The organism is Pectobacterium brasiliense (assembly GCF_016950255.1).
Taxonomy (GTDB): domain Bacteria; phylum Pseudomonadota; class Gammaproteobacteria; order Enterobacterales; family Enterobacteriaceae; genus Pectobacterium; species Pectobacterium brasiliense.
The window spans coordinates 401,143-420,982 of sequence record NZ_JACGFN010000003.1; the positions used below are offsets into that span (position 1 = coordinate 401,143).

Here is a 19,840-nt window from a genome sequence, read left to right on the forward strand (position 1 = left end):
TTTAGTTAATTTGACGCAGTATAACGGAAAACAACCATGTTACAGGTATATCTTGTTCGCCACGGCGAAACAGAATGGAATGTGGCTCGACGTATTCAAGGTCAATCGGACAGTGCGCTGACGCCAAGAGGTGAACAACAGGCACAGCAAGTTGCTGAACGAATCAGGACGTTAGGGATTACGCATATTTTTACCAGCGATCTCGGAAGAACGCGTCAGACGACAGAAATCATCGCTAAATCTTGTGGTGATTGCCAGATAATCCTGGAGCTCGGGTTACGTGAATTGAACATGGGCGTCTTAGAAGCCCGCGATCTGGATTCGCTGACCGCGGAGGAAGAAAAGTGGCGTAAAGGGCTGGTGGATGGCACGCCCGATGGCCGCATCCCGGAAGGCGAGTCGATGGTTGATGTGGCATTGCGCATGCATGGCGTTCTGGAGCGTTGTCTGGCGTTGCCCGCGGGAAGTCGTCCTTTGCTGGTTAGCCACGGTATGGCGCTGGGGTGCCTGCTGAGTACGGTTCTGGGGTTACCCGCATCGGCCGAACGGCGACTGCGCCTACGCAACTGCTCCCTGTCGCGCATCGATTATCAGCAAAGCCCGTGGCTGGCATCCGGTTGGGTGGTGGAAACGGCCGGAGATATTTCGCATTTGGATATTCCGGCACTGGATGAATTACAGCGCTGAGAGCGGTTCTGGATGTTGTATGGGGATAAAATACTCGCAGCGGATGATGTCGGGTATTTCCCCGTCTGTATCACGACTAGGGTGAAAACGCTCGGCATCAAACCCTTTGCGGCGTGTGAGCTGGAAGGTTGGCAGACAGGTGTCATACAGGCTGATAATAAAATCCTGTAGTTCGTCTGTCGGACCTTCAAACACGAACATCGCGTAGTCGCCGCCCGGTAGCGTGATCGGTTCACCCGTGTGGACATTATCGGGTAGATACTGTGGCTCCAGTGCCGTGGTGTAGAGTACTTCGTGCTCGTCGTCTTTTTCTTTACTCGGCTGTGAATGATGCAGCCCGTAAAGCACCGGCGGGACGCAGCGCGTTTCTCCCAAAAACTGGCGCCAATAGTGGACGCGAATTTCCGTACGGAAATTACAAATCTGCTCCAGACGGCAGTTATAGGTTTGCGTTAACCCAAGAAGGTGCGTTTCTGGCAGAGCGACAAACTGCGGCTGTGGCAGGGTAAACTCCCCGAGCCGGATTGGCGGACGAATGCCGAAAGTGTTCCAGTTATCGGAACGACGATAAGACGCTGGCGTTTGTGCAAACTGCTTTTTGAATGCGCGGGTAAAAGTCTGTTGTGAATCAAAACGGTATTGCAGGGCAATATCAAGGATAGGGCGACTGGTCAGACAGAGTGCAACCGCCGCTTTGGTCAATCTCCGCGCTCGGATATATGAACCAATGGCATGGCCTGTTACATCTTTGAACATTCTTTGCAGATGCCACTTGGAATAACCTGCTTTCGCCGCCACATTATCGAGTGAGAGCGGTTGGTCGAGATGGCTTTCCAGCCAGTTAAGCAAGTCACGTATGATACCGGCTTGATCCATAATCTTCCTCATCAAACACATTGGGCGCGAGCGTATTGAGATCCCGCATCATAGCAATATTTTCACTTTGGTACTGCCGAAGATTTTTGAAAATATTCCGCAGGTAATTTGGATAAGGGGGAGGGTTATGGCGGTTTATTTGTACATCCTTTTTTTAATTGTGGTTATTAATCGTTTGTCATGAATTGTCACGGGGCCTGAAATATGAACATAAAGCACATCATGGGAGCGGGTCTGCTATTGCTATCCACCGCTGGTTTTGTCAGTGCGGAAGAAGTTGGGTCTGTCGATACGGCCTTTAAATTGCTGGGGCCGGATCATAAGATCGTAGTGGAGGCGTTTGACGATCCGGATGTATCAAACGTGACCTGCTACATTAGCCGAGCTAAAACAGGCGGAATCAAAGGTGGGCTAGGGTTGGCGGAAGACACCGCGGATGCTGCGATTTCCTGTCAGCAGGTTGGGCCGATAACGCTGTCCGATAAAATCAAAAACGGTGGCGATCGCGGATCCGTGGTATTCCAGAAAAGAACATCGCTGGTTTTTAAGAAATTGCAGGTTGTTCGATTTTACGATCAAAAGCGCAATGCGCTGATCTATCTCGCTTACTCCGATCGATTAGTCGATGGGTCACCGAAGAATGCGTTAAGCGCTGTGCCGGTTATGCCGTGGGGAAAGAGTGAATAACGTGCGGTAAGAAGGGAAAACAGCCGGAACAGAAGCCTGCTCCGGCTGAGGGGGAATTAATTTTCCAGATCGCCGCAGAAGCGGTAGCCTTCACCGTGGATCGTCGCGATGATTTCCGGCGTATCGGCTGTAGATTCAAAATGCTTGCGGATACGACGGATGGTGACGTCAACGGTACGGTCGTGTGGCTTAAGCTCGCGACCCGTCATTTTCTTCAGCAATTCCGCACGGGACTGAATCTTGCCCGGATTTTCGCAGAAGTGCAGCATGGCGCGGAATTCACTGCGCGGCAGCTTATACTGTTCGCCCGCCGGGCTAATCAGAGAACGGCTATTGATGTCCAGTTCCCAGCCATTGAAGCGATAGCTTTCCACCAGACGACGCTCTTCCGTGCCGCTGCCCAGATTCATGGTGCGTGACAGCAGGTTACGTGCGCGGATCGTCAGTTCACGTGGGTTGAACGGTTTGGTGATGTAGTCATCCGCACCGATTTCCAGACCGAGGATCTTATCGACTTCATTGTCGCGGCCGGTGAGGAACATCAAGGCAACGGTGGCTTGCTCGCGCAATTCACGTGCCAGCAACAGCCCGTTCTTTCCTGGCAGGTTGATGTCCATGATCACCAGATTGATGTCGTTCTCGGACAAAATGTGGTGCATTTCTGCGCCATCAGTGGCTTCGTGAACAACGTATCCTTCCGCCTCAAAAATGCTTTTGAGGGTATTACGAGTTACTAGCTCGTCTTCAACAATAAGAATGTGCGGCGTCTGCATGTTTGCTACCTAAAATTGCCAACTTAAATTATAGAAATCGGAAGTACAGAAGTCGCTGTCATACCCTGCTGGCCCGCTGGCTACAACGCCAGTTATTCCGGGTATTTCCCTGGAGCTTATCGAGGTAGACTACACTCTCGCTCAACGTCAGACTCAAGTACGTAAATGCGTTACTGGTGTTCATTCTCTACCCGCTTAGAGGTACTGCTAGCGGATGAGCGTGGCGCTAATTTAACTGCGCTCAAAGTGGCGCACAGTTTAACCTTATTAACAGCAACATAACAGTAAGCACAGATTTTGCCTGCTGATAAATCTACGGTTCTGTTGACATATATCAAATTTCATTTTAGCACGTTAACTATTTTGTGATAAACACTTATAGGATTGCCAGTTTACGTCACAATTTAGCACTTTTTATGAACGATTTAGCATAGCAAATGCCAATAATCATAATTGGGGCTACACAGTCGCTGGTAGTTTTATAACTTATTGAAATAAAATAATTTACCTTATTTTTCTTAGGGTTTTATCTTCCCGCCTATTTTTTGGACTCACCGATGTTTCCTATCGAAGGCTGCGTTGATGCCGAAAATGTTGTTGGTTTATTGTTAACTTTTCATCGTGATACTCAACAAATTGTCGTTATCAATAAATCGTAGTCATCAATAAATTGTTATCGATGACAAGGCTGTGTTGTTTGGCGATCAGATGAACTATTGCCAAAACGCATGTAACCCATACTGAGGAGTCTATGCAGTTTCATATTATTTTGGTTGAGCCCGCTCGGGCTGAAAATGTAGGAGCGGCCGCTCGTGCGATGAAAACGATGGGGTTCAGCAGCTTGCGTATTGTCGGTAGCACGGTACACCAAGAGCCTGCGGCCCGTTGGGTTGCGCACGGTTCAGGAGATATTCTGGATAACGTACAGATGTTTTCCACGCTGGCTGAAGCACTGGCAGATGTCGATTTTACGGTAGCTACCACCGCGCGCAGCCGGGCTAAGTATCACTATTACTGCACGCCAGCGGAACTGACCGATGTATTGCAGGAGAAGGTTCAATGGATGGCGTCTGCGGCGCTGGTATTTGGTCGGGAAGATGTTGGCCTGACGAATGAAGAACTCGAACTGGCGGATGTGTTGACTGGCGTGCCGATGAAAGCGGATTATCCCTCGCTGAATCTTGGGCAGGCAGTGATGGTGTACTGTTACCAGCTGGCTGAACTCATGCAGGTCAAGCCGGAAGCGACGCAGCCAGCGGTGGCGGGGCAGTTATCGGCACTGCGCGATCGTATGGATCGGCTTTTAGTTACTCTGGCGGTTGAGGACGATGAAAAACTGCGGGACTGGCTGCATCAGCGGCTGGGACGTTTAGAGCAACGCGATACGGCGATGCTCCACCGGTTGCTACACGACATTGAAAAAAGCTTGCCGAAATAAGATAGCAGAGATGGCTTTTTTGGCAGTCGAACATCTTGATTCACGTATTTTGACAACGGTTTGTCCGGCTTATTCCTGTTTAGGCAGTGAGTTGAGCGGCAGGGATTTTTCCTTTGGCGAGAAGAAAAAAAAGAAATCCGTTGACTTCAAAGGGCGATTGGCCTAACTAATAGGGCAGATAACTCTACTTCTAATGAGATTCGATTTTAACATGCGCACTATCAGCCTGATCACCACGATTATTACCATCACCGATACAACCAGTAACGGTGCGGGCTGACGCATATAAAGATTCCAGAAAAAGCCCGCACCGAACAGTGCGGGCTTTTTTTTTATGGCAGGTTATCCTTCAACGCCGTCTGTAAGCGGCATACAAAAAACGCTTCCGGCGTTTGGTTGGCAGAAATTCAGGAGAACAGATAAAAATGCGAGTGTTGAAATTTGGCGGGACTTCAGTAGCGAATGCGGAGCGTTTTGCACGCGTTGCCGACATTATCGAGAACAACGCGCGCCAGGGACAGGTGGCTACCGTATTGTCCGCTCCGGCGAAAATTACCAACCATCTGGTTGCCATGATTGAGAAAACCGTCGCCGGACAAGATATCCTGCCACATTTAAACGACGCCGAAACGATCTTTTCTTCGCTGCTGCAAGGCCTTGCAGCGTCTCAACCCGGCTTTGACCATGCCCGCCTGAAGGCATTCGTGGATCAGGAGTTTGCACAGCTGAAACACGTTCTGCACGGCATCGCGCTGCTGGGCCAGTGCCCTGATAGCGTGAACGCTGCGATTATCTGCCGGGGAGAAAAACTGTCTATCGCCATCATGGAAGCGGTCTTTCAGGCGCGCGGCTATGGGGTTTCCGTTATCAACCCGGTTGAGAAACTGCTGGCGCAGGGACACTATCTTGAATCCACCGTGGATATCACGGAGTCGACTCGCCGCATCGCTGAAAGCGCTATCCCGAAAGATCATGTGATCCTGATGGCAGGCTTTACTGCCGGTAATGACAAAGGGGAACTGGTCGTGCTGGGCCGCAACGGTTCTGACTATTCCGCTGCGGTACTGGCTGCATGTTTGCGTGCCGACTGTTGTGAGATCTGGACCGATGTGGACGGCGTTTATACCTGCGATCCGCGTCAGGTGCCGGATGCTCGATTATTGAAATCGATGTCTTATCAGGAGGCGATGGAGCTGTCCTATTTCGGCGCCAAAGTCCTCCACCCTCGCACCATCGCACCTATCGCCCAGTTCCAAATTCCTTGCCTCATCAAAAACACCGAAAATCCTCAGGCTCCCGGCACGCTCATCGGCATGGATAGCACGGATACCCAGTATCCGGTGAAAGGCATCACCAACCTGAACAACATGGCGATGATTAACGTATCCGGCCCTGGCATGAAAGGTATGGTCGGCATGGCCGCGCGCGTGTTTGCCGCGATGTCACGTGCGGGCATCTCTGTTGTTCTGATTACGCAGTCATCTTCCGAATACAGCATCAGCTTCTGCGTATCGCAAAACGAGCTGGCGCGCGCCAGAAAAACGCTGGAAGACGAATTCTATCTGGAACTGAAAGAAGGCGTGCTGGAACCGCTGGATGTGATGGAGCGTCTGGCGATCCTCTCTGTGGTGGGCGATGGCATGCGCACGCTGCGCGGCCTGTCTGCGCGTCTGTTCTCCGCACTGGCGACGGCAAATATCAATATCGTGGCTATCGCGCAGGGCTCCTCCGAGCGCTCTATCTCTGTTGTGGTGAACAACGATGTGGCGACCACTGGCGTACGTGTTGCCCACCAGATGCTGTTTAACACCGATCAGGTGATTGACGTATTTGTTATCGGCGTCGGCGGCGTGGGTGGCGCACTGCTGGATCAGATCCACCGCCAGCAGCCGTGGCTGAAAGACAAACATATCGACCTGCGTGTGTGTGGGATCGCGAACTCCAAAGCGATGCTGACCAATATTAACGGCATCTCGATGGAAAACTGGCATGAAGAGCTAGGTAAAGCCCGCGAGCCGTTTAATCTGGGCCGTCTGATCCGTTTGGTTAAAGAGTACCATTTGCTGAATCCGGTGATCGTTGACTGTACGTCGAATCAGGCCGTGGCCGATCAGTACGTGGATTTCCTGTCCGATGGTTTCCACGTGGTGACACCAAACAAGAAAGCCAACACAGGGTCGATGAACTATTACCACCAGTTGCGCAGTGCCGCAGCGAAATCTCGTCGTCGTTTCCTGTATGACACCAACGTCGGTGCAGGCCTGCCGGTGATTGAGAACCTGCAAAATTTGCTGAATGCAGGTGATGAGCTGATTCGCTTTACCGGTATTCTTTCTGGCTCGCTGTCCTTTATTTTCGGTAAACTTGATGAAGGCATGTCGCTGTCGGAAGCGACCACGCAGGCGAAAGAAAAAGGCTATACCGAGCCCGATCCGCGTGACGATCTGTCCGGTATGGACGTCGCGCGTAAACTGCTGATTCTGGCGCGTGAAGCGGGTTATCAGCTGGAGCTGGGCGATATTGAGGTGGAATCTGTTCTGCCTGCCAGCTTCGATGCCTCCGGCGATGTTGCCAGCTTTATGCAACGCCTGCCGTCGGTTGATGATGAGTTTGCCAGCCGTGTTGCACAAGCGCGTGATGAAGGTAAAGTGTTGCGCTATGTCGGCGTGATTGAAGAAGGCCGCTGTAAGGTCAAGATCAGTTCCGTTGGTGGCAACGATCCGCTGTTTAAAGTCAAAGATGGCGAGAATGCACTGGCATTCTACAGCCGTTATTATCAGCCACTGCCGCTCGTGTTGCGCGGTTATGGTGCGGGTAACGATGTTACCGCTGCTGGTGTGTTCGCCGATCTGCTGCGCACCTTGTCATGGAAGTTGGGAGCATAATTATGGTTAAGGTGTATGCACCTGCATCAATCGGTAACGTCAGCGTCGGGTTTGATGTGCTGGGTGCGGCCGTCTCGCCGGTAGACGGTTCACTGCTGGGGGATTGCGTCTCTGTTGAAGCTGCCGATCTGTTCAGCCTGCGTAATGAAGGGCGTTTTGTTAGCAAACTGCCGGACAATCCGAAAGAAAACATTGTGTATCAATGTTGGGAACTGTTCTGTCAGGAAATTGGCAAAACCGTGCCAGTAGCGATGACGCTCGAAAAGAACATGCCGATTGGTTCGGGGCTCGGTTCCAGCGCTTGTTCTGTCGTCGCTGGGTTGATGGCGATGAACGAATTTTGCGGTAAGCCGCTGGATGATACCCGTCTGCTGACGCTGATGGGTGAGCTGGAAGGGCGCATTTCCGGCAGCGTTCACTACGATAACGTTGCCCCGTGTTTCCTCGGCGGCGTCCAACTGATGCTGGAAGAGAACGGCATCATCAGCCAGCCCGTGCCGTCGTTCGATGATTGGCTGTGGGTCATGGCGTATCCGGGGATTAAAGTCTCTACTGCTGAAGCGCGCGCGATTCTGCCTGCGCAATATCGTCGTCAGGATTGCATTAGCCACGGCCGTTATCTGGCCGGCTTTATCCACGCTTGCCATACCGGGCAGGCTGAGCTGGCGGCGAAACTGATGAAGGATGTCATCGCGGAACCTTATCGGACGAAACTGCTGCCCGGCTTTGCGGCCGCTCGCCAGGCTGCTGAAGATATCGGGGCGCTGGCCTGCGGTATTTCCGGCTCTGGCCCAACGTTATTCTCCGTCTGCAACGACATGGCAAGCGCACAGCGCCTGGCCGACTGGCTGCGGGATAACTATTTGCAGAACGATGAAGGTTTTGTTCATATTTGCCGTCTTGATACGACTGGCGCACGACAACTGGGATAACGCATGAAATTGTACAACCTGAAAGATCATAACGAGCAGGTCAGTTTTGCTCAGGCTATCAAGCAAGGGCTGGGTAGCCAGCAGGGGCTGTTCTTCCCGCTGGAGCTGCCGGAATTTGAGCGCACCGAAATCGATGCGCTGCTGGATCTGGATTTTGTTACTCGCAGCAGCCGTATTCTGTCTGCGTATATTGGCGATGAGATCGCAGCTGAAACCGTGTTCGAGCGCGTAAAAGCTGCTTTTGCGTTCCCGGCACCCGTTGCGCCAGTGGCGGAAGACATTGCAGCGCTGGAATTGTTCCACGGCCCGACGCTGGCCTTTAAAGACTTCGGCGGCCGCTTTATGGCGCAAATGCTGACGGAAGTGTCTGGCGACGAGAAAATCACTATTCTGACGGCCACCTCTGGCGACACCGGTGCCGCTGTGGCGCACGCTTTTTACGGTCTGGAAAATGTCCGCGTCGTGATTTTGTATCCGCAAGGCAAGATCAGTCCGTTGCAGGAAAAACTGTTCTGTACGCTGGGTGGCAATATTCACACCATCGCGATCGACAGCGATTTCGATGCTTGTCAGGCGTTGGTGAAAAAGGCATTTGATGATGAAGAACTGAAAAAGGCAATTGGCCTGAACTCAGCGAACTCCATCAACATCAGCCGTCTGCTGGCGCAAATTTGCTACTACTTTGAAGCCGTTGCACAGCTGCCGCAGGAAGCCCGTAACCAGCTAGTGGTTTCTGTACCGAGTGGTAACTTCGGCGATCTGACCGCTGGCCTGCTGGCGAAATCGCTGGGTCTGCCGATTAAGCGCTTCATCGCAGCGACCAACGCCAATGACACCGTGCCGCGTTTTCTTAGCAGCGGAAATTGGGAACCGAATAAAACGGTGGCAACCTTATCCAACGCGATGGATGTGAGCCAACCGAACAACTGGCCGCGTGTGGAAGAGCTGTTCCGTCGTAAGAACTGGCAGTTGAAAACGCTGGGCTTTGGCGCAGTGAGCGATGAGACGACGAAAGAAACCATGCATGAGCTGGATGCGTTAGGCTATCTCTCTGAGCCGCACGCGGCGATTGCTTACCGTCTGCTGCGCGATCAGCTGCAAGCTGGTGAGTTTGGCCTGTTCCTGGGTACGGCACATCCGGCGAAATTCAAGGAAAGCGTAGAAGACATTCTGGGCAAAGAACTGGATCTGCCGGAAGCGCTGGCTGAGCGTGCCGATCTGGATCTGCTGTCGCACAACTTCCCGGATGATTTTGCGAAGCTGCGTGAGTTCCTGATGTCACTGCCGGAATAAATCGATTGAAAGGGCGGCGTTTTCGCCGCCTTTCTTTTTTGCTTATCGAACTATTTATACCCTAAATAGTTCGAGTTGCAGGAAGGCGGCAAGAGAGTGAATCCCGATGAGCTTACTCAGGTAAGTGATTCGGGTGAATGAACGTAGCCAACGCACATGCAGCTTGAAGTATGACGGGTATGTTTACTGTTCGTGGCGCTTGAACACCAGCTCGTTAGCTGAAGAGTCCGCCGCCTCGAAAAAGTAACCTTCCAGATTAAACGCTTTCAACTGCTGGGGTTGAGTCAGGCGGTTTTGAATAATGAAACGGCTCATCAGACCGCGCGCTTTCTTGGCGTAGAAGCTGATCACCTTGAACTTACCGTTTTTCTCATCCAGGAAAACGGGTTTGATCAGGCGAGCATTGAGCTTTTTCGGTTTAACGGCTTTGAAATATTCGTCCGATGCCAAATTGACCAGCACATCGTCGCCTTGATCGCGCAGCGCCTGGTTCAGCTTTTCAGTAATGGTATCGCCCCAGAAACTGTAGAGATCTTTACCGGCTTTATTTTCCAGCCTGGTGCCCATTTCCAACCGATACGGCTGCATCAAATCCAGCGGGCGCAACACGCCATACAGGCCTGATAGCATACGCAGATGCTGTTGAGCGAAATCGAAGTCATCCTCGCTGAAATCTTCTGCGGCCAATCCGGTATAGACGTCGCCCTTAAACGCCAGCAGCGCCTGACGCGCGTTATCCGGCGTGAAATCCGGCTGCCAATCGCTAAAGCGGCCTGCGTTCAGGTCAGCCAGCTTATCGCTGATGCTCATCAACGAGGCGATCTGTGCCGGCGTCAGTTTTTTACACACATCAATCAACTGGCTGGAATAGTCCAGAAGTTCCGGTTGGGTATAACGCGCCGTTGCCAAAGGACTGGTGTAGTCGAGCGTTTTTGCGGGTGAAATAGTAATAAGCATGCGCCATGTCCTGTCGGTCTGATTTCTGATGGTCCTACTATAGCAAGAACCCGATAAGAAAACGGCGATGGTTACAATAGCTTCATCTTTTAAGATGCTTCATTTTTTCGGCAGGATGATTTCAGTGTGGTAAGAGACGGGGCTGTGTAGAGAGGATTAACAGCTGGCTTGCACGGGAAAGTGCGCGTGTTATTATCAGATTTCGGCGCAAAACAGACGGCCACCAGATTAGATAACAAGTCGATTCATATACGAGCTATTTTCATTCACGAGCACCACGTATAAACAACGAGACATGCCAACATGACGGATAAACTGACTTCCCTACGCCAACTGACCACGGTTGTAGCTGATACCGGCGATATTGCGGCAATGAAACTGTACCAACCGCAAGATGCGACCACCAACCCTTCACTGATTCTGAATGCGGCGCAAATTCCTGAATACCGCAAGCTGATCGACGAGGCGATTGCCTGGGCGCGTGAGCAGAGCAGCGATCGCAAACAGCAGGTCGTGGATGCCACGGATAAACTGGCGGTCAATATCGGTCTCGAAATTCTAAAATTGATCCCTGGCCGCATCTCCACAGAAGTAGATGCGCGTTTGTCTTATGACACCGAAGCCAGCGTGGCGAAGGCAAAACACCTGATCAAGCTGTACAACGACGCGGGCATCAGCAACGAGCGTATCCTGATTAAACTGGCTTCCACCTGGCAGGGCATCCGCGCGGCGGAGCAGTTGGAAAAAGAAGGCATCAACTGTAACCTGACGCTGCTGTTCTCCTTTGCACAGGCACGCGCTTGTGCTGAAGCGGGCGTGTTCCTGATTTCACCGTTCGTTGGCCGTATCCTTGACTGGTACAAAGCCAATGGCGATAAGAAAGAATTCGCACCGCATGAAGATCCAGGCGTGGTTTCCGTTAGCGAAATTTACGACTACTACAAAGAGCACGGCTATGAAACCGTCGTGATGGGTGCAAGCTTCCGTAACGTCGGTGAGATTCTGGAACTGGCCGGTTGTGACCGCCTGACGATTGCGCCAGCCCTGCTGAAAGAGCTGTCAGAAAGCGAAGGCGAAGTGGTTCGCAAACTGTCTTACGTCGGTGAGGTGAAAGTCCGTCCGGCGAAAATGACCGAGGCGGAGTTCTACTGGCAGCACAACCAGGATCCAATGGCGATTGATAAACTGGCCGACGGGATCCGTAAATTTGCTATCGACCAGGAAAAATTGGAAAAGATGATTGCCGATTTACTGTAAGCATTTTGCTGATGAAAATAGCCGGGATTTCCGGCTATTTTTTTGTCTACAGTTTGGCTTTGTGGAGAGAATAGGGCTATTTCGCCGTCGCGTTACGGGTTTTCTTCGCGATATAAAGATTGTCATCGGCACGTTTCATTACCTCGCTGAGATCTTCCCCAGCGATATGGTATTCAACCAGTCCAATACTGACCGTCAGTCTGATTTTCCCTGCGGCTGTTTCACACGGCGTGTCGCTAACGCGCTCTCTTGCTTTGTCCACGATAGTGTACGCATCATCTAATCCGGTATTCGGTAATACGATCGCGAATTCATCGCCGCCAATACGACCAAAAATATCTTCGCGACGAAATGATTTTTTAAAGGTGTCGGCAACAAACTTCAGAGCATCATCGCCGATGCTGTGGCCGAAGCTGTCGTTCACCTGCTTAAAATAGTCAATGTCAATCAGAATGACGCTAACGGGGCGCTTGGTCAGATTGGCAATACTCAAGGCTTTATTGGCGGCCAGAAAAAATGCGTCTCGCCGTAAATAGCCGGTGAGATCGTCATATCGCGCGATGATCGGCAGCTCTATCAGGTATTTTTTTGCCAGAAGTGAGAGCAAGCTGCCTAAGATGGCAGAAAGCAGTACAACGCTGAGAATGATGGCCGCAGAACCAAGGGATGTCAGTGTATCAAGAAACGAAGGCGGGGGCGTTTCTGACGTGGTTCTAATCCGAATTCCTAATAATTCATCCGTAGGCGATAGCACCGGAAAGATGATGGTAAGGGTGCTTTTGCCTGCATATTCACCAATTGATGGTAGTTTATTCTGGCAGATGCGGATAATTGCCATATCATTAAATGTAAGATCGGATGACGATAATCGATTAATACATTCGCTACGAACGTCACGCGTATTAAATACCCATGTTCTCATCCGTGCAGAAACGTAGGATCCTGTTTTTCGAGTGATATCACTCTCCATTATCTCTCCACCCGCATTATAAGATTCATATGTCTTGATGGTGATATCCAGATTCTGCCGTTCTACTTTCCATGCATTTCTGCTTGCTTCATGAGTAAGGAGGATAACGATAAAAAAGGAAATAAACCCAAATAGAAAGAAGGCCGAGGTAGGATGTGAAAATAACTTTAATATCTTATATTTAAGATCGGTCATGGCGACTTCCTTGATAAGGCTTTTTTACTTATTGTGGTACTAAAGAAGTGCTTTAATTTTATCATATTATTTGATTTAACGTGGTGTTCTATCGTGGTAGATATCATCCTTTTCCCTTTAATCTATCGACGTATTTCATGTGCTCTTAATGGGTAAGCGGACTTCTTTAGTCGCTGATTATTCTTAAATGTTAATTGCTCAACGCTATTATTAATTTTAGTCATGACCTGACTTTTTTTGAGACGATATTTAATAATGATTATCAAATACTGTGCCGCATGCGATGTGAAATAACATCCGTCGCGTGAATTTCCTCATAAGAGAGAATTGTTTGCTAAAAGCCGTCAATATCCTGATAAAATTGGTGTTTTGTTTAAACTGAGGTGCTTATGAACGTATTGCGTATTGGCTTGGTTTCCGTATCCGATCGTGCTTCCGGTGGGGTTTATCAGGATAAGGGCATCCCAGAACTGGAATCCTGGCTCCGCAGCGCGTTGACCACGCCTTTTGAAGTGGAAACCCGACTGGTGCCGGATGAACAGCCGATGATTGAACAAACGCTGTGTGAATTGGTTGATGAACGCGGCTGTCATCTGGTGCTGACAACCGGGGGAACGGGGCCAGCTCGCCGTGATGTCACGCCGGATGCCACGATGGCTGTTGCCGATCGAGAAATGCCGGGGTTTGGCGAACAAATGCGTCAGATTAGCCTGCGCTTTGTTCCTACCGCGATCCTTTCCCGTCAGGTGGGTGTGCTGCGTAAACAGGCGCTGATTCTTAATCTTCCAGGGCAACCCAAGTCGATTAAGGAAACACTGGAAGGCTTAAAAGATGCAGATGGCAAGGTCGTTGTCGCCGGTATTTTTGCCAGCGTACCGTATTGTATCCAGTTGCTGGAAGGCCCTTATATTGAAACCAATGCGGATGTGGTAGCAGCTTTTCGCCCTAAAAATGCCGTGCGCGAAATAAAAAACTGAAGTTAGGCGATTTGAAACATAAGATTCAGCTTTGCTGGTGTATAAAAATTTTGCCGCTATAGTAATTTCTACTTTACACACTGCGGTGATGTTTTTTCTCACTCTGGCAATGCACGGTAACTTATGACTCAGGACCAACACGCCCATCCTCGCCGGTTAAACCGGCAGGACTATAAAACGCTGTCTCTGGCTGCGCTGGGTGGCGCGTTAGAGTTTTACGACTTTATTATTTTCGTCTTCTTTGCCGCCGTGATTGGCGATCTCTTTTTCCCATCAGATATTCCTGAATGGCTGCGGCAGGTACAGACGTTCGGTATTTTTGCAGCAGGCTATCTGGCCCGCCCGCTTGGGGGCATCATCATGGCCCACTTTGGCGACAAGAGCGGACGTAAGAAAATGTTCAGCCTGAGCATATTGCTGATGGCGTTACCGACGCTGGCAATGGGCTTGCTGCCAACCTATGAAGCTATTGGTATTGCGGCACCACTTTTACTGCTGTTAATGCGCGTGCTGCAAGGTGCCGCAATCGGCGGGGAAGTCCCCGGCGCATGGGTCTTCGTTGCGGAGCATGTGCCTCGCGCCCGTATTGGGTTTGCCTGCGGTACGTTGACTGCCGGTTTAACGATGGGGATTCTGCTGGGCTCGCTGATCGCGACGCTGCTGAACACGGTGCTCACGCCAGAGCAGATGTCTGGCGGCGGCTGGCGTCTGCCGTTCTTTATTGGCGGAGTATTCGGTCTTGTCGCTATGTATCTGCGCCGCTGGTTGCAGGAAACCCCCATTTTTATGGAGATGCGTGAGCAGAAAAAGCTGGCGGAAGAGCTGCCGCTGAAATCTGTCGTCTTAAATCATAAACGCGCGGTTGTGGTTTCAATGCTGCTGACCTGGCTGCTGTCTGCGTGCATTGTCGTCGTTATTCTGATGGCACCGACCTACCTGCAAAAAGTCCACGGCATTCCTGCTGCGCTGGCATTGCAGGCGAACTGTCTGGCAACGATTGCGCTGATGGTGGGCTGCGTCGGCGCGGGACTGCTGGTTGACCGCTTCGGTGCGAGCAAGTTGTTCATTGTGGGTAGCCTGTTGCTGGCTGCCTGTAGCTGGTTCTTTTATAGCTCGGCAGCAAGTAGTACGACGTTGCTCTTTGTCAGCTATGCGATTGTGGGGCTCAGCGTTGGCGTGGTTGGCGGCGTACCGTATGTCATGGTGCGGGCATTCCCGGCGGCGGTGCGGTTCTCCGGGATTTCTTTTTCCTACAACGTTTCCTACGCCATTTTTGGTGGCCTGACGCCCGTCTTCGTGACGCTGATTATGAAGGCGACGCCGATGGCGCCTGCTTTCTATGTCCTGACGCTGGCTGCCGTGGGATTGTTGTTGGGTATTTATTTGCAACGCGATCTGGACGCGGACTCACGTGCTTCGGTCGATAGCGACGCACGCGATCGTTCGCCCGTCGAAGTTTAAGCACGCTGTTATCAAAAAATAGCGCGGCATCAAAAACAAACGAGCCCTGTCAATCTGGCAGGGCTCGTTTGCATGTCACGCAGGATCGCGTCGGTACGGGTATAGCGTCAGAACTTAGTGAGACGCGCCACGAGCACCAATTGGCAGGACGGTGCGGCCAAACTTCTCGTTCAGCACTTCAGCCATTGCCAGATAAATCGCACTAGCGCCACAGATGATGCCTTCGTAACCCGCGAAGGTCAGCAGGGCGTGGTTGCCAGTAAAGTTGCCTACGGCCAGCAGAGCAAACAGCACGGTCAGGCTGCCGAAGACAAATTGCAGGGCGCGGTTAGTACCGAAGGTGCCGAAGAACATAAACAGCGTGAAGACGCCCCACAGACCAAGGAACACACCAAGGAACTGCGCGTCGCTGGCTTCTGCCAGACCCATTTTTGGCAGTACGAGAATGGCAACCAGCGTCAGCCAGAATGCGCCGTAAGACGTAAATGCGGTCACGCCAAACGTATTCCCTTTTTTATATTCCAGCAGGCCAGCCAGAATCTGGGCAATACCGCCGTAGAAAATACCCATGCTGAGAATGATGGAAGAAAGTGGGAAAAAGCCTGCGTTGTGCAGGTTTAACAGAATAGTGGTCATCCCGAAGCCCATCAGTCCTAATGGACCAGGATTTGCCAACGTGTTCGTGCTCATAAATCCTCTGCAATAACAGATTATTAATAGTCCCTTCGCGTCGGGCGCGGCATTAAGGTTAGCGAGTGCGCCAATCACGTTGGGATAGGTGTCGTTTAGGTGTTATTGCCCGCCATTATGTAGGGAAATGTCCCCATTTCTGCGGCGGGCGCGGCATCATATCGGGCGTTTGGAACGGACACAACATGGGGAAGGCAGAATAGTTTGATCGTACGAGGGATAAAGGTCATTTTTTTTCATCTTCCCCCCTTGATGATAGAAATGTTGGCCCCATCTTATTTCCAACCGAAACAGTTTGACCTGCCGCAAAGGCGTGTGTCGGGCCGTTACATCGGTGGTTAGCATGAAAATGAAACGTGTGCTGCTGATGAAAACGAGGGTGTGTCGTTAGAAAACGAGAAATCTTGTTGAAAAACGACATTTCGCCCGCACAGTAGGTTTAACCACCATACCGAATATGACTTTTTAGTGGAGATGTTTAGATGGGTAAGATTATTGGTATCGACCTGGGTACAACCAACTCTTGTGTCGCGATTATTGACGGTACTCAGGTAAAAGTACTGGAAAATAGCGAAGGCGATCGCACCACGCCTTCAATCATTGCTTATACGCAAGACGGTGAAACTCTGGTTGGCCAACCGGCTAAACGTCAGGCAGTGACCAACCCGCAAAATACACTGTTTGCTATCAAGCGCCTGATTGGCCGTCGTTTCAAAGACGAAGAAGTTCAGCGCGATGCCAACATCATGCCGTACAAAATTATCGCGGCAGATAATGGCGATGCATGGCTGGAAGTGAAAGATCAGAAAATGGCTCCGCCGCAGATTTCAGCTGAAGTGCTGAAAAAAATGAAGAAGACGGCGGAAGACTATCTGGGTGAGACGATCACAGAAGCGGTTATCACCGTACCGGCTTACTTCAACGATGCGCAGCGTCAGGCAACCAAAGACGCTGGCCGTATCGCGGGTCTGGAAGTCAAACGTATCATCAACGAACCGACAGCGGCAGCGCTGGCGTACGGTCTGGATAAAGAAGTTGGCAACCGCACTATCGCGGTTTACGACCTGGGCGGCGGTACGTTCGATATTTCCATCATCGAAATCGATGAAGTTGATGGCGAAAAAACCTTTGAAGTTCTGGCAACCAACGGTGACACCCACCTGGGTGGTGAAGACTTCGATAGCCGCATGATCAACTATCTGGTTGATGAATTTAAGAAAGATCAAGGTTTCGACCTGCGCAACGATCCACTGGCCATGCAGCGTTTGAAAGAAGCGGCAGAAAAAGCCAAGATCGAGCTGTCTTCTGCACAGCAGACCGACGTTAACCTGCCGTACATCACGGCAGACGCTACCGGTCCTAAGCACCTGAACATCAAAGTGACGCGTGCGAAACTGGAATCACTGGTAGAAGAGCTGGTGAACCGTTCTCTGGAGCCGCTGAAAGTGGCGTTGCAGGATGCTGGCCTGTCCGTTTCTGAAATTCAGGACGTGATTCTGGTTGGTGGTCAGACGCGTATGCCTCTGGTACAGAAGAAAGTTGCTGACTTCTTTGGTAAAGAGCCACGTAAAGACGTGAACCCAGACGAAGCGGTTGCTATCGGTGCTGCGGTTCAGGGCGGCGTTCTGTCGGGTGACGTGAAAGACGTTCTGCTGCTGGACGTAACCCCGCTGTCTCTGGGTATCGAAACGATGGGTGGCGTGATGACGGCGCTGATCGCCAAAAACACGACGATCCCGACTAAACACAGTCAGGTGTTCTCGACGGCGGAAGACAACCAGTCTGCGGTAACGATCCATGTTCTGCAGGGGGAGCGTAAGCGTTCGCACGATAACAAATCTCTGGGTCAGTTTAACCTGGATGGTATTCAGGCTGCACCGCGCGGTATGCCACAGATCGAAGTCACTTTTGACATCGATGCTGACGGTATCCTGCACGTTTCCGCGAAAGACAAAAACAGCGGTCGCGAGCAGAAAATCACCATCAAGGCGTCTTCCGGTCTGAACGAAGAAGAAATCCAGAAAATGGTACGTGACGCAGAAGCAAATGCGGAATCTGACCGTAAGTTTGAAGAGCTGGTTCAGGCGCGTAACCAAGGCGATCACCTGCTGCACAGCACGCGTAAGCAGCTGGAAGAAGTGGGCGACAAACTGGCCGCTGATGATAAAACTGCCATTGACGATGCACTGAAAGCGCTGGAAAGCGCGCTGAAAGGCGAAGACAAAGCAGACATTGAAGCGAAAATTCAGGCGCTGGTTCAGGTTTCCGGCAAGCTGCTGGAAGCGTCTCAGCCACAGCCAGGTGCTGAAGGTGCCGCTGATGATGCTTCTGCTCGTCGCGACGACGATGTCGTTGATGCTGAGTTTGAAGAAGTCAAAGATAAAAAGTAATCGCCCTTGAGCGGGCGCAGTAGCAGCCACAAGGCTACTGCTGGCAATCAGCACGGGCGTCGAGGAAACTCTACGCCCGTGCACGCATGTTGAGGGGCAGGAAAAGAAATGGCGAAGCAAGATTATTACGAAAGCCTGGGCGTTGCTAAAAGCGCGGATGAGCGCGAAATAAAGAAAGCCTACAAGCGTCTGGCAATGAAGTACCACCCGGACCGTAATCCTGGTGATAGCGAGGCAGAAGCCAAGTTCAAAGAGATCAAAGAAGCCTACGAAATCCTTATCGATTCGCAAAAACGTGCAGCCTACGATCAGTACGGTCACGCGGCGTTTGAGCAAGGTGGTATGGGCGGAGGCGGCGGTGGCTTTGGCGGCGGCGGTGCCGATTTTGGTGATATTTTTGGCGACGTGTTCGGAGACATCTTTGGCGGCGGTCGCCGTCAGCGCGCGAGCCGTGGCTCCGATTTACGCTACAACATGGAGTTGACGCTAGAAGAAGCGGTACGTGGCGTCACCAAAGAGATCCGTATTCCCGCACTCGAAGAGTGTGATGTGTGCCACGGTAACGGCGCGAAGCCGGGTAGCTCCCCGATCACCTGTCCGACCTGTCATGGTAATGGTCAGGTTCAGATGCGTCAGGGCTTCTTTACCGTGCAGCAAGCGTGTCCGCACTGTCATGGTCGCGGTAAGATCATTAAAGATCCGTGCGTCAAATGTCACGGCCATGGTCGCGTAGAGAAGAGCAAAACGCTGTCGGTGAAAATTCCGGCGGGCGTGGACACGGGCGACCGTATCCGTTTGTCTGGTGAAGGCGAAGCGGGTGAGCACGGTGCACCGTCAGGTGATTTGTACGTTCAGGTGCAGGTTAAAGCGCACCCGATCTTCCAGCGTGAAGAAAACAATCTGTACTGCGAAGTGCCGATCAATTTTGCGATGGCAGCATTAGGTGGCGAGATTGAAGTTCCTACGCTGGATGGCCGCGTGAAGCTGAAAGTGCCTGCGGAAACGCAAACCGGGAAATTGTTCCGTATGCGTGGCAAAGGCGTGAAATCGGTACGTGGCGGTGCGCAGGGCGATCTGCTGTGCCGTGTAGTTGTCGAAACGCCGGTTAACCTAAACGAGCGTCAAAGACAACTGCTGCAAGAACTCGATGAGAGCTTCGGTGGCCCGTCTGGCGAGAGAAATAGCCCACGCTCGAAAAACTTTTTCGATGGCGTGAAGAAATTTTTCGATGATTTAACCCGTTAATGGTTTGTCGTTAACGCGTGATAAGAAACCGGTGGGGTAAACCTGCCGGTTTTTTTATGATGGACATCCGTCCGTCACCCTGCGGCCGTTGCTGTGCAACGTTGAAAAACGCTCCCAACGTTTTTTA

General features: G+C 51.4%; 17 protein-coding genes and 1 other annotated feature. Of the genes, 12 read left to right on the forward strand and 5 right to left on the reverse strand.

The window, feature by feature from the left end; translation table 11 throughout:
- Positions 1-36 precede the first annotated feature (36 nt).
- The gene (gene gpmB / locus H4F65_RS21170; RefSeq protein ID WP_010681786.1) at positions 37-687 is read left to right on the forward strand and encodes a 2,3-diphosphoglycerate-dependent phosphoglycerate mutase GpmB; all 651 of its coding nucleotides are present in this window, start codon (positions 37-39) and stop codon (positions 685-687) included.
- Here the strand turns inward: gpmB and robA are convergent.
- Positions 676-1,563 (reverse strand): MDR efflux pump AcrAB transcriptional activator RobA, encoded by an 888-nt coding sequence (robA, locus tag H4F65_RS21175; RefSeq protein WP_010681785.1) that lies wholly within the window; start codon positions 1,561-1,563, stop codon positions 676-678. The genes gpmB and robA overlap by 12 nt on opposite strands.
- A 204-nt stretch (positions 1,564-1,767) precedes the next feature.
- Between robA and creA the strand changes: the two genes are divergently transcribed.
- Positions 1,768-2,250, forward strand: a complete 483-nt coding sequence (gene creA / locus H4F65_RS21180) for a protein CreA (RefSeq protein ID WP_010681784.1) — start codon at positions 1,768-1,770, stop codon at positions 2,248-2,250.
- A 56-nt stretch (positions 2,251-2,306) separates the two neighbouring features.
- On the opposite strand, the gene arcA is transcribed toward creA, so the two are convergent.
- Complete coding sequence (gene arcA, locus H4F65_RS21185) at positions 2,307-3,023, reverse strand: two-component system response regulator ArcA (protein WP_010300511.1); 717 nt, start codon at positions 3,021-3,023, stop codon at positions 2,307-2,309.
- A gap of 751 nt (positions 3,024-3,774) precedes the next feature.
- Between arcA and H4F65_RS21190 the strand changes: the two genes are divergently transcribed.
- The 5 genes from H4F65_RS21190 to thrC all read left to right on the forward strand — a co-directional run bounded on the left by H4F65_RS21190 (position 3,775) and on the right by thrC (position 9,571).
- Positions 3,775-4,461, forward strand: coding sequence for a tRNA/rRNA methyltransferase (locus H4F65_RS21190; protein WP_010681783.1), 687 nt, complete (start codon positions 3,775-3,777; stop codon positions 4,459-4,461).
- Positions 4,462-4,672: 211 nt separating this feature from the next.
- Positions 4,673-4,741: a thr operon leader peptide gene (gene thrL / locus H4F65_RS22185; RefSeq protein WP_014916714.1), complete on the forward strand. Its 69-nt coding sequence runs from the start codon at positions 4,673-4,675 to the stop codon at positions 4,739-4,741.
- Positions 4,680-4,795: a sequence feature (Thr leader region), on the forward strand. It overlaps the preceding gene by 62 nt.
- Before the next feature lie 91 nt (positions 4,796-4,886).
- Positions 4,887-7,346 (forward strand): bifunctional aspartate kinase/homoserine dehydrogenase I, encoded by a 2,460-nt coding sequence (gene thrA, locus H4F65_RS21200; protein WP_010681782.1) that lies wholly within the window; start codon positions 4,887-4,889, stop codon positions 7,344-7,346.
- Positions 7,347-7,348: 2 nt separating this feature from the next.
- Positions 7,349-8,278, forward strand: coding sequence for a homoserine kinase (thrB, locus tag H4F65_RS21205; RefSeq protein ID WP_010681781.1), 930 nt, complete (start codon positions 7,349-7,351; stop codon positions 8,276-8,278).
- Between the two features lie 3 nt (positions 8,279-8,281).
- Positions 8,282-9,571 carry a threonine synthase gene (gene thrC, locus H4F65_RS21210; RefSeq protein WP_010681780.1) on the forward strand — a complete coding sequence of 430 codons (1,290 nt, stop codon included), beginning with the start codon at positions 8,282-8,284 and terminating at the stop codon, positions 9,569-9,571.
- A 183-nt stretch (positions 9,572-9,754) separates the two neighbouring features.
- On the opposite strand, the gene yaaA is transcribed toward thrC, so the two are convergent.
- The gene (yaaA, locus tag H4F65_RS21215; protein WP_010681779.1) at positions 9,755-10,528 is read right to left on the reverse strand and encodes a peroxide stress protein YaaA; all 774 of its coding nucleotides are present in this window, start codon (positions 10,526-10,528) and stop codon (positions 9,755-9,757) included.
- Between the two features lie 303 nt (positions 10,529-10,831).
- Here yaaA and tal point away from each other — a divergent pair, with 303 nt between their 5' ends.
- Complete coding sequence (gene tal / locus H4F65_RS21220; RefSeq protein ID WP_010681778.1) at positions 10,832-11,785, forward strand: transaldolase; 954 nt, start codon at positions 10,832-10,834, stop codon at positions 11,783-11,785.
- A gap of 76 nt (positions 11,786-11,861) precedes the next feature.
- On the opposite strand, the gene H4F65_RS21225 is transcribed toward tal, so the two are convergent.
- The gene (locus H4F65_RS21225; RefSeq protein ID WP_039319089.1) at positions 11,862-12,950 is read right to left on the reverse strand and encodes a GGDEF domain-containing protein; all 1,089 of its coding nucleotides are present in this window, start codon (positions 12,948-12,950) and stop codon (positions 11,862-11,864) included.
- Positions 12,951-13,339: 389 nt separating this feature from the next.
- Here H4F65_RS21225 and mog point away from each other — a divergent pair, with 389 nt between their 5' ends.
- Positions 13,340-13,927, forward strand: coding sequence for a molybdopterin adenylyltransferase (gene mog, locus H4F65_RS21230; protein ID WP_010681776.1), 588 nt, complete (start codon positions 13,340-13,342; stop codon positions 13,925-13,927).
- Positions 13,928-14,050: 123 nt separating this feature from the next.
- Complete coding sequence (locus H4F65_RS21235) at positions 14,051-15,388, forward strand: MFS transporter (protein WP_010681775.1); 1,338 nt, start codon at positions 14,051-14,053, stop codon at positions 15,386-15,388.
- Between the two features lie 114 nt (positions 15,389-15,502).
- Here H4F65_RS21235 and satP read toward each other — a convergent pair whose 3' ends face one another.
- On the reverse strand, positions 15,503-16,078 hold the full coding sequence (gene satP, locus H4F65_RS21240; RefSeq protein ID WP_005973207.1) for an acetate uptake transporter: 576 nt from the start codon (positions 16,076-16,078) through the stop codon (positions 15,503-15,505).
- Positions 16,079-16,560: 482 nt separating this feature from the next.
- On the opposite strand from satP, the gene dnaK reads away from it, so the two are divergent.
- Both dnaK and dnaJ read left to right on the forward strand, forming a co-directional pair.
- Positions 16,561-18,468 carry a molecular chaperone DnaK gene (dnaK, locus tag H4F65_RS21245; protein ID WP_010681774.1) on the forward strand — a complete coding sequence of 636 codons (1,908 nt, stop codon included), beginning with the start codon at positions 16,561-16,563 and terminating at the stop codon, positions 18,466-18,468.
- A gap of 108 nt (positions 18,469-18,576) precedes the next feature.
- A complete protein-coding gene (dnaJ, locus tag H4F65_RS21250) occupies positions 18,577-19,713 on the forward strand; it encodes a molecular chaperone DnaJ (protein WP_010681773.1) in 1,137 nt (378 codons plus the stop codon).
- Positions 19,714-19,840 lie beyond the last annotated feature (127 nt).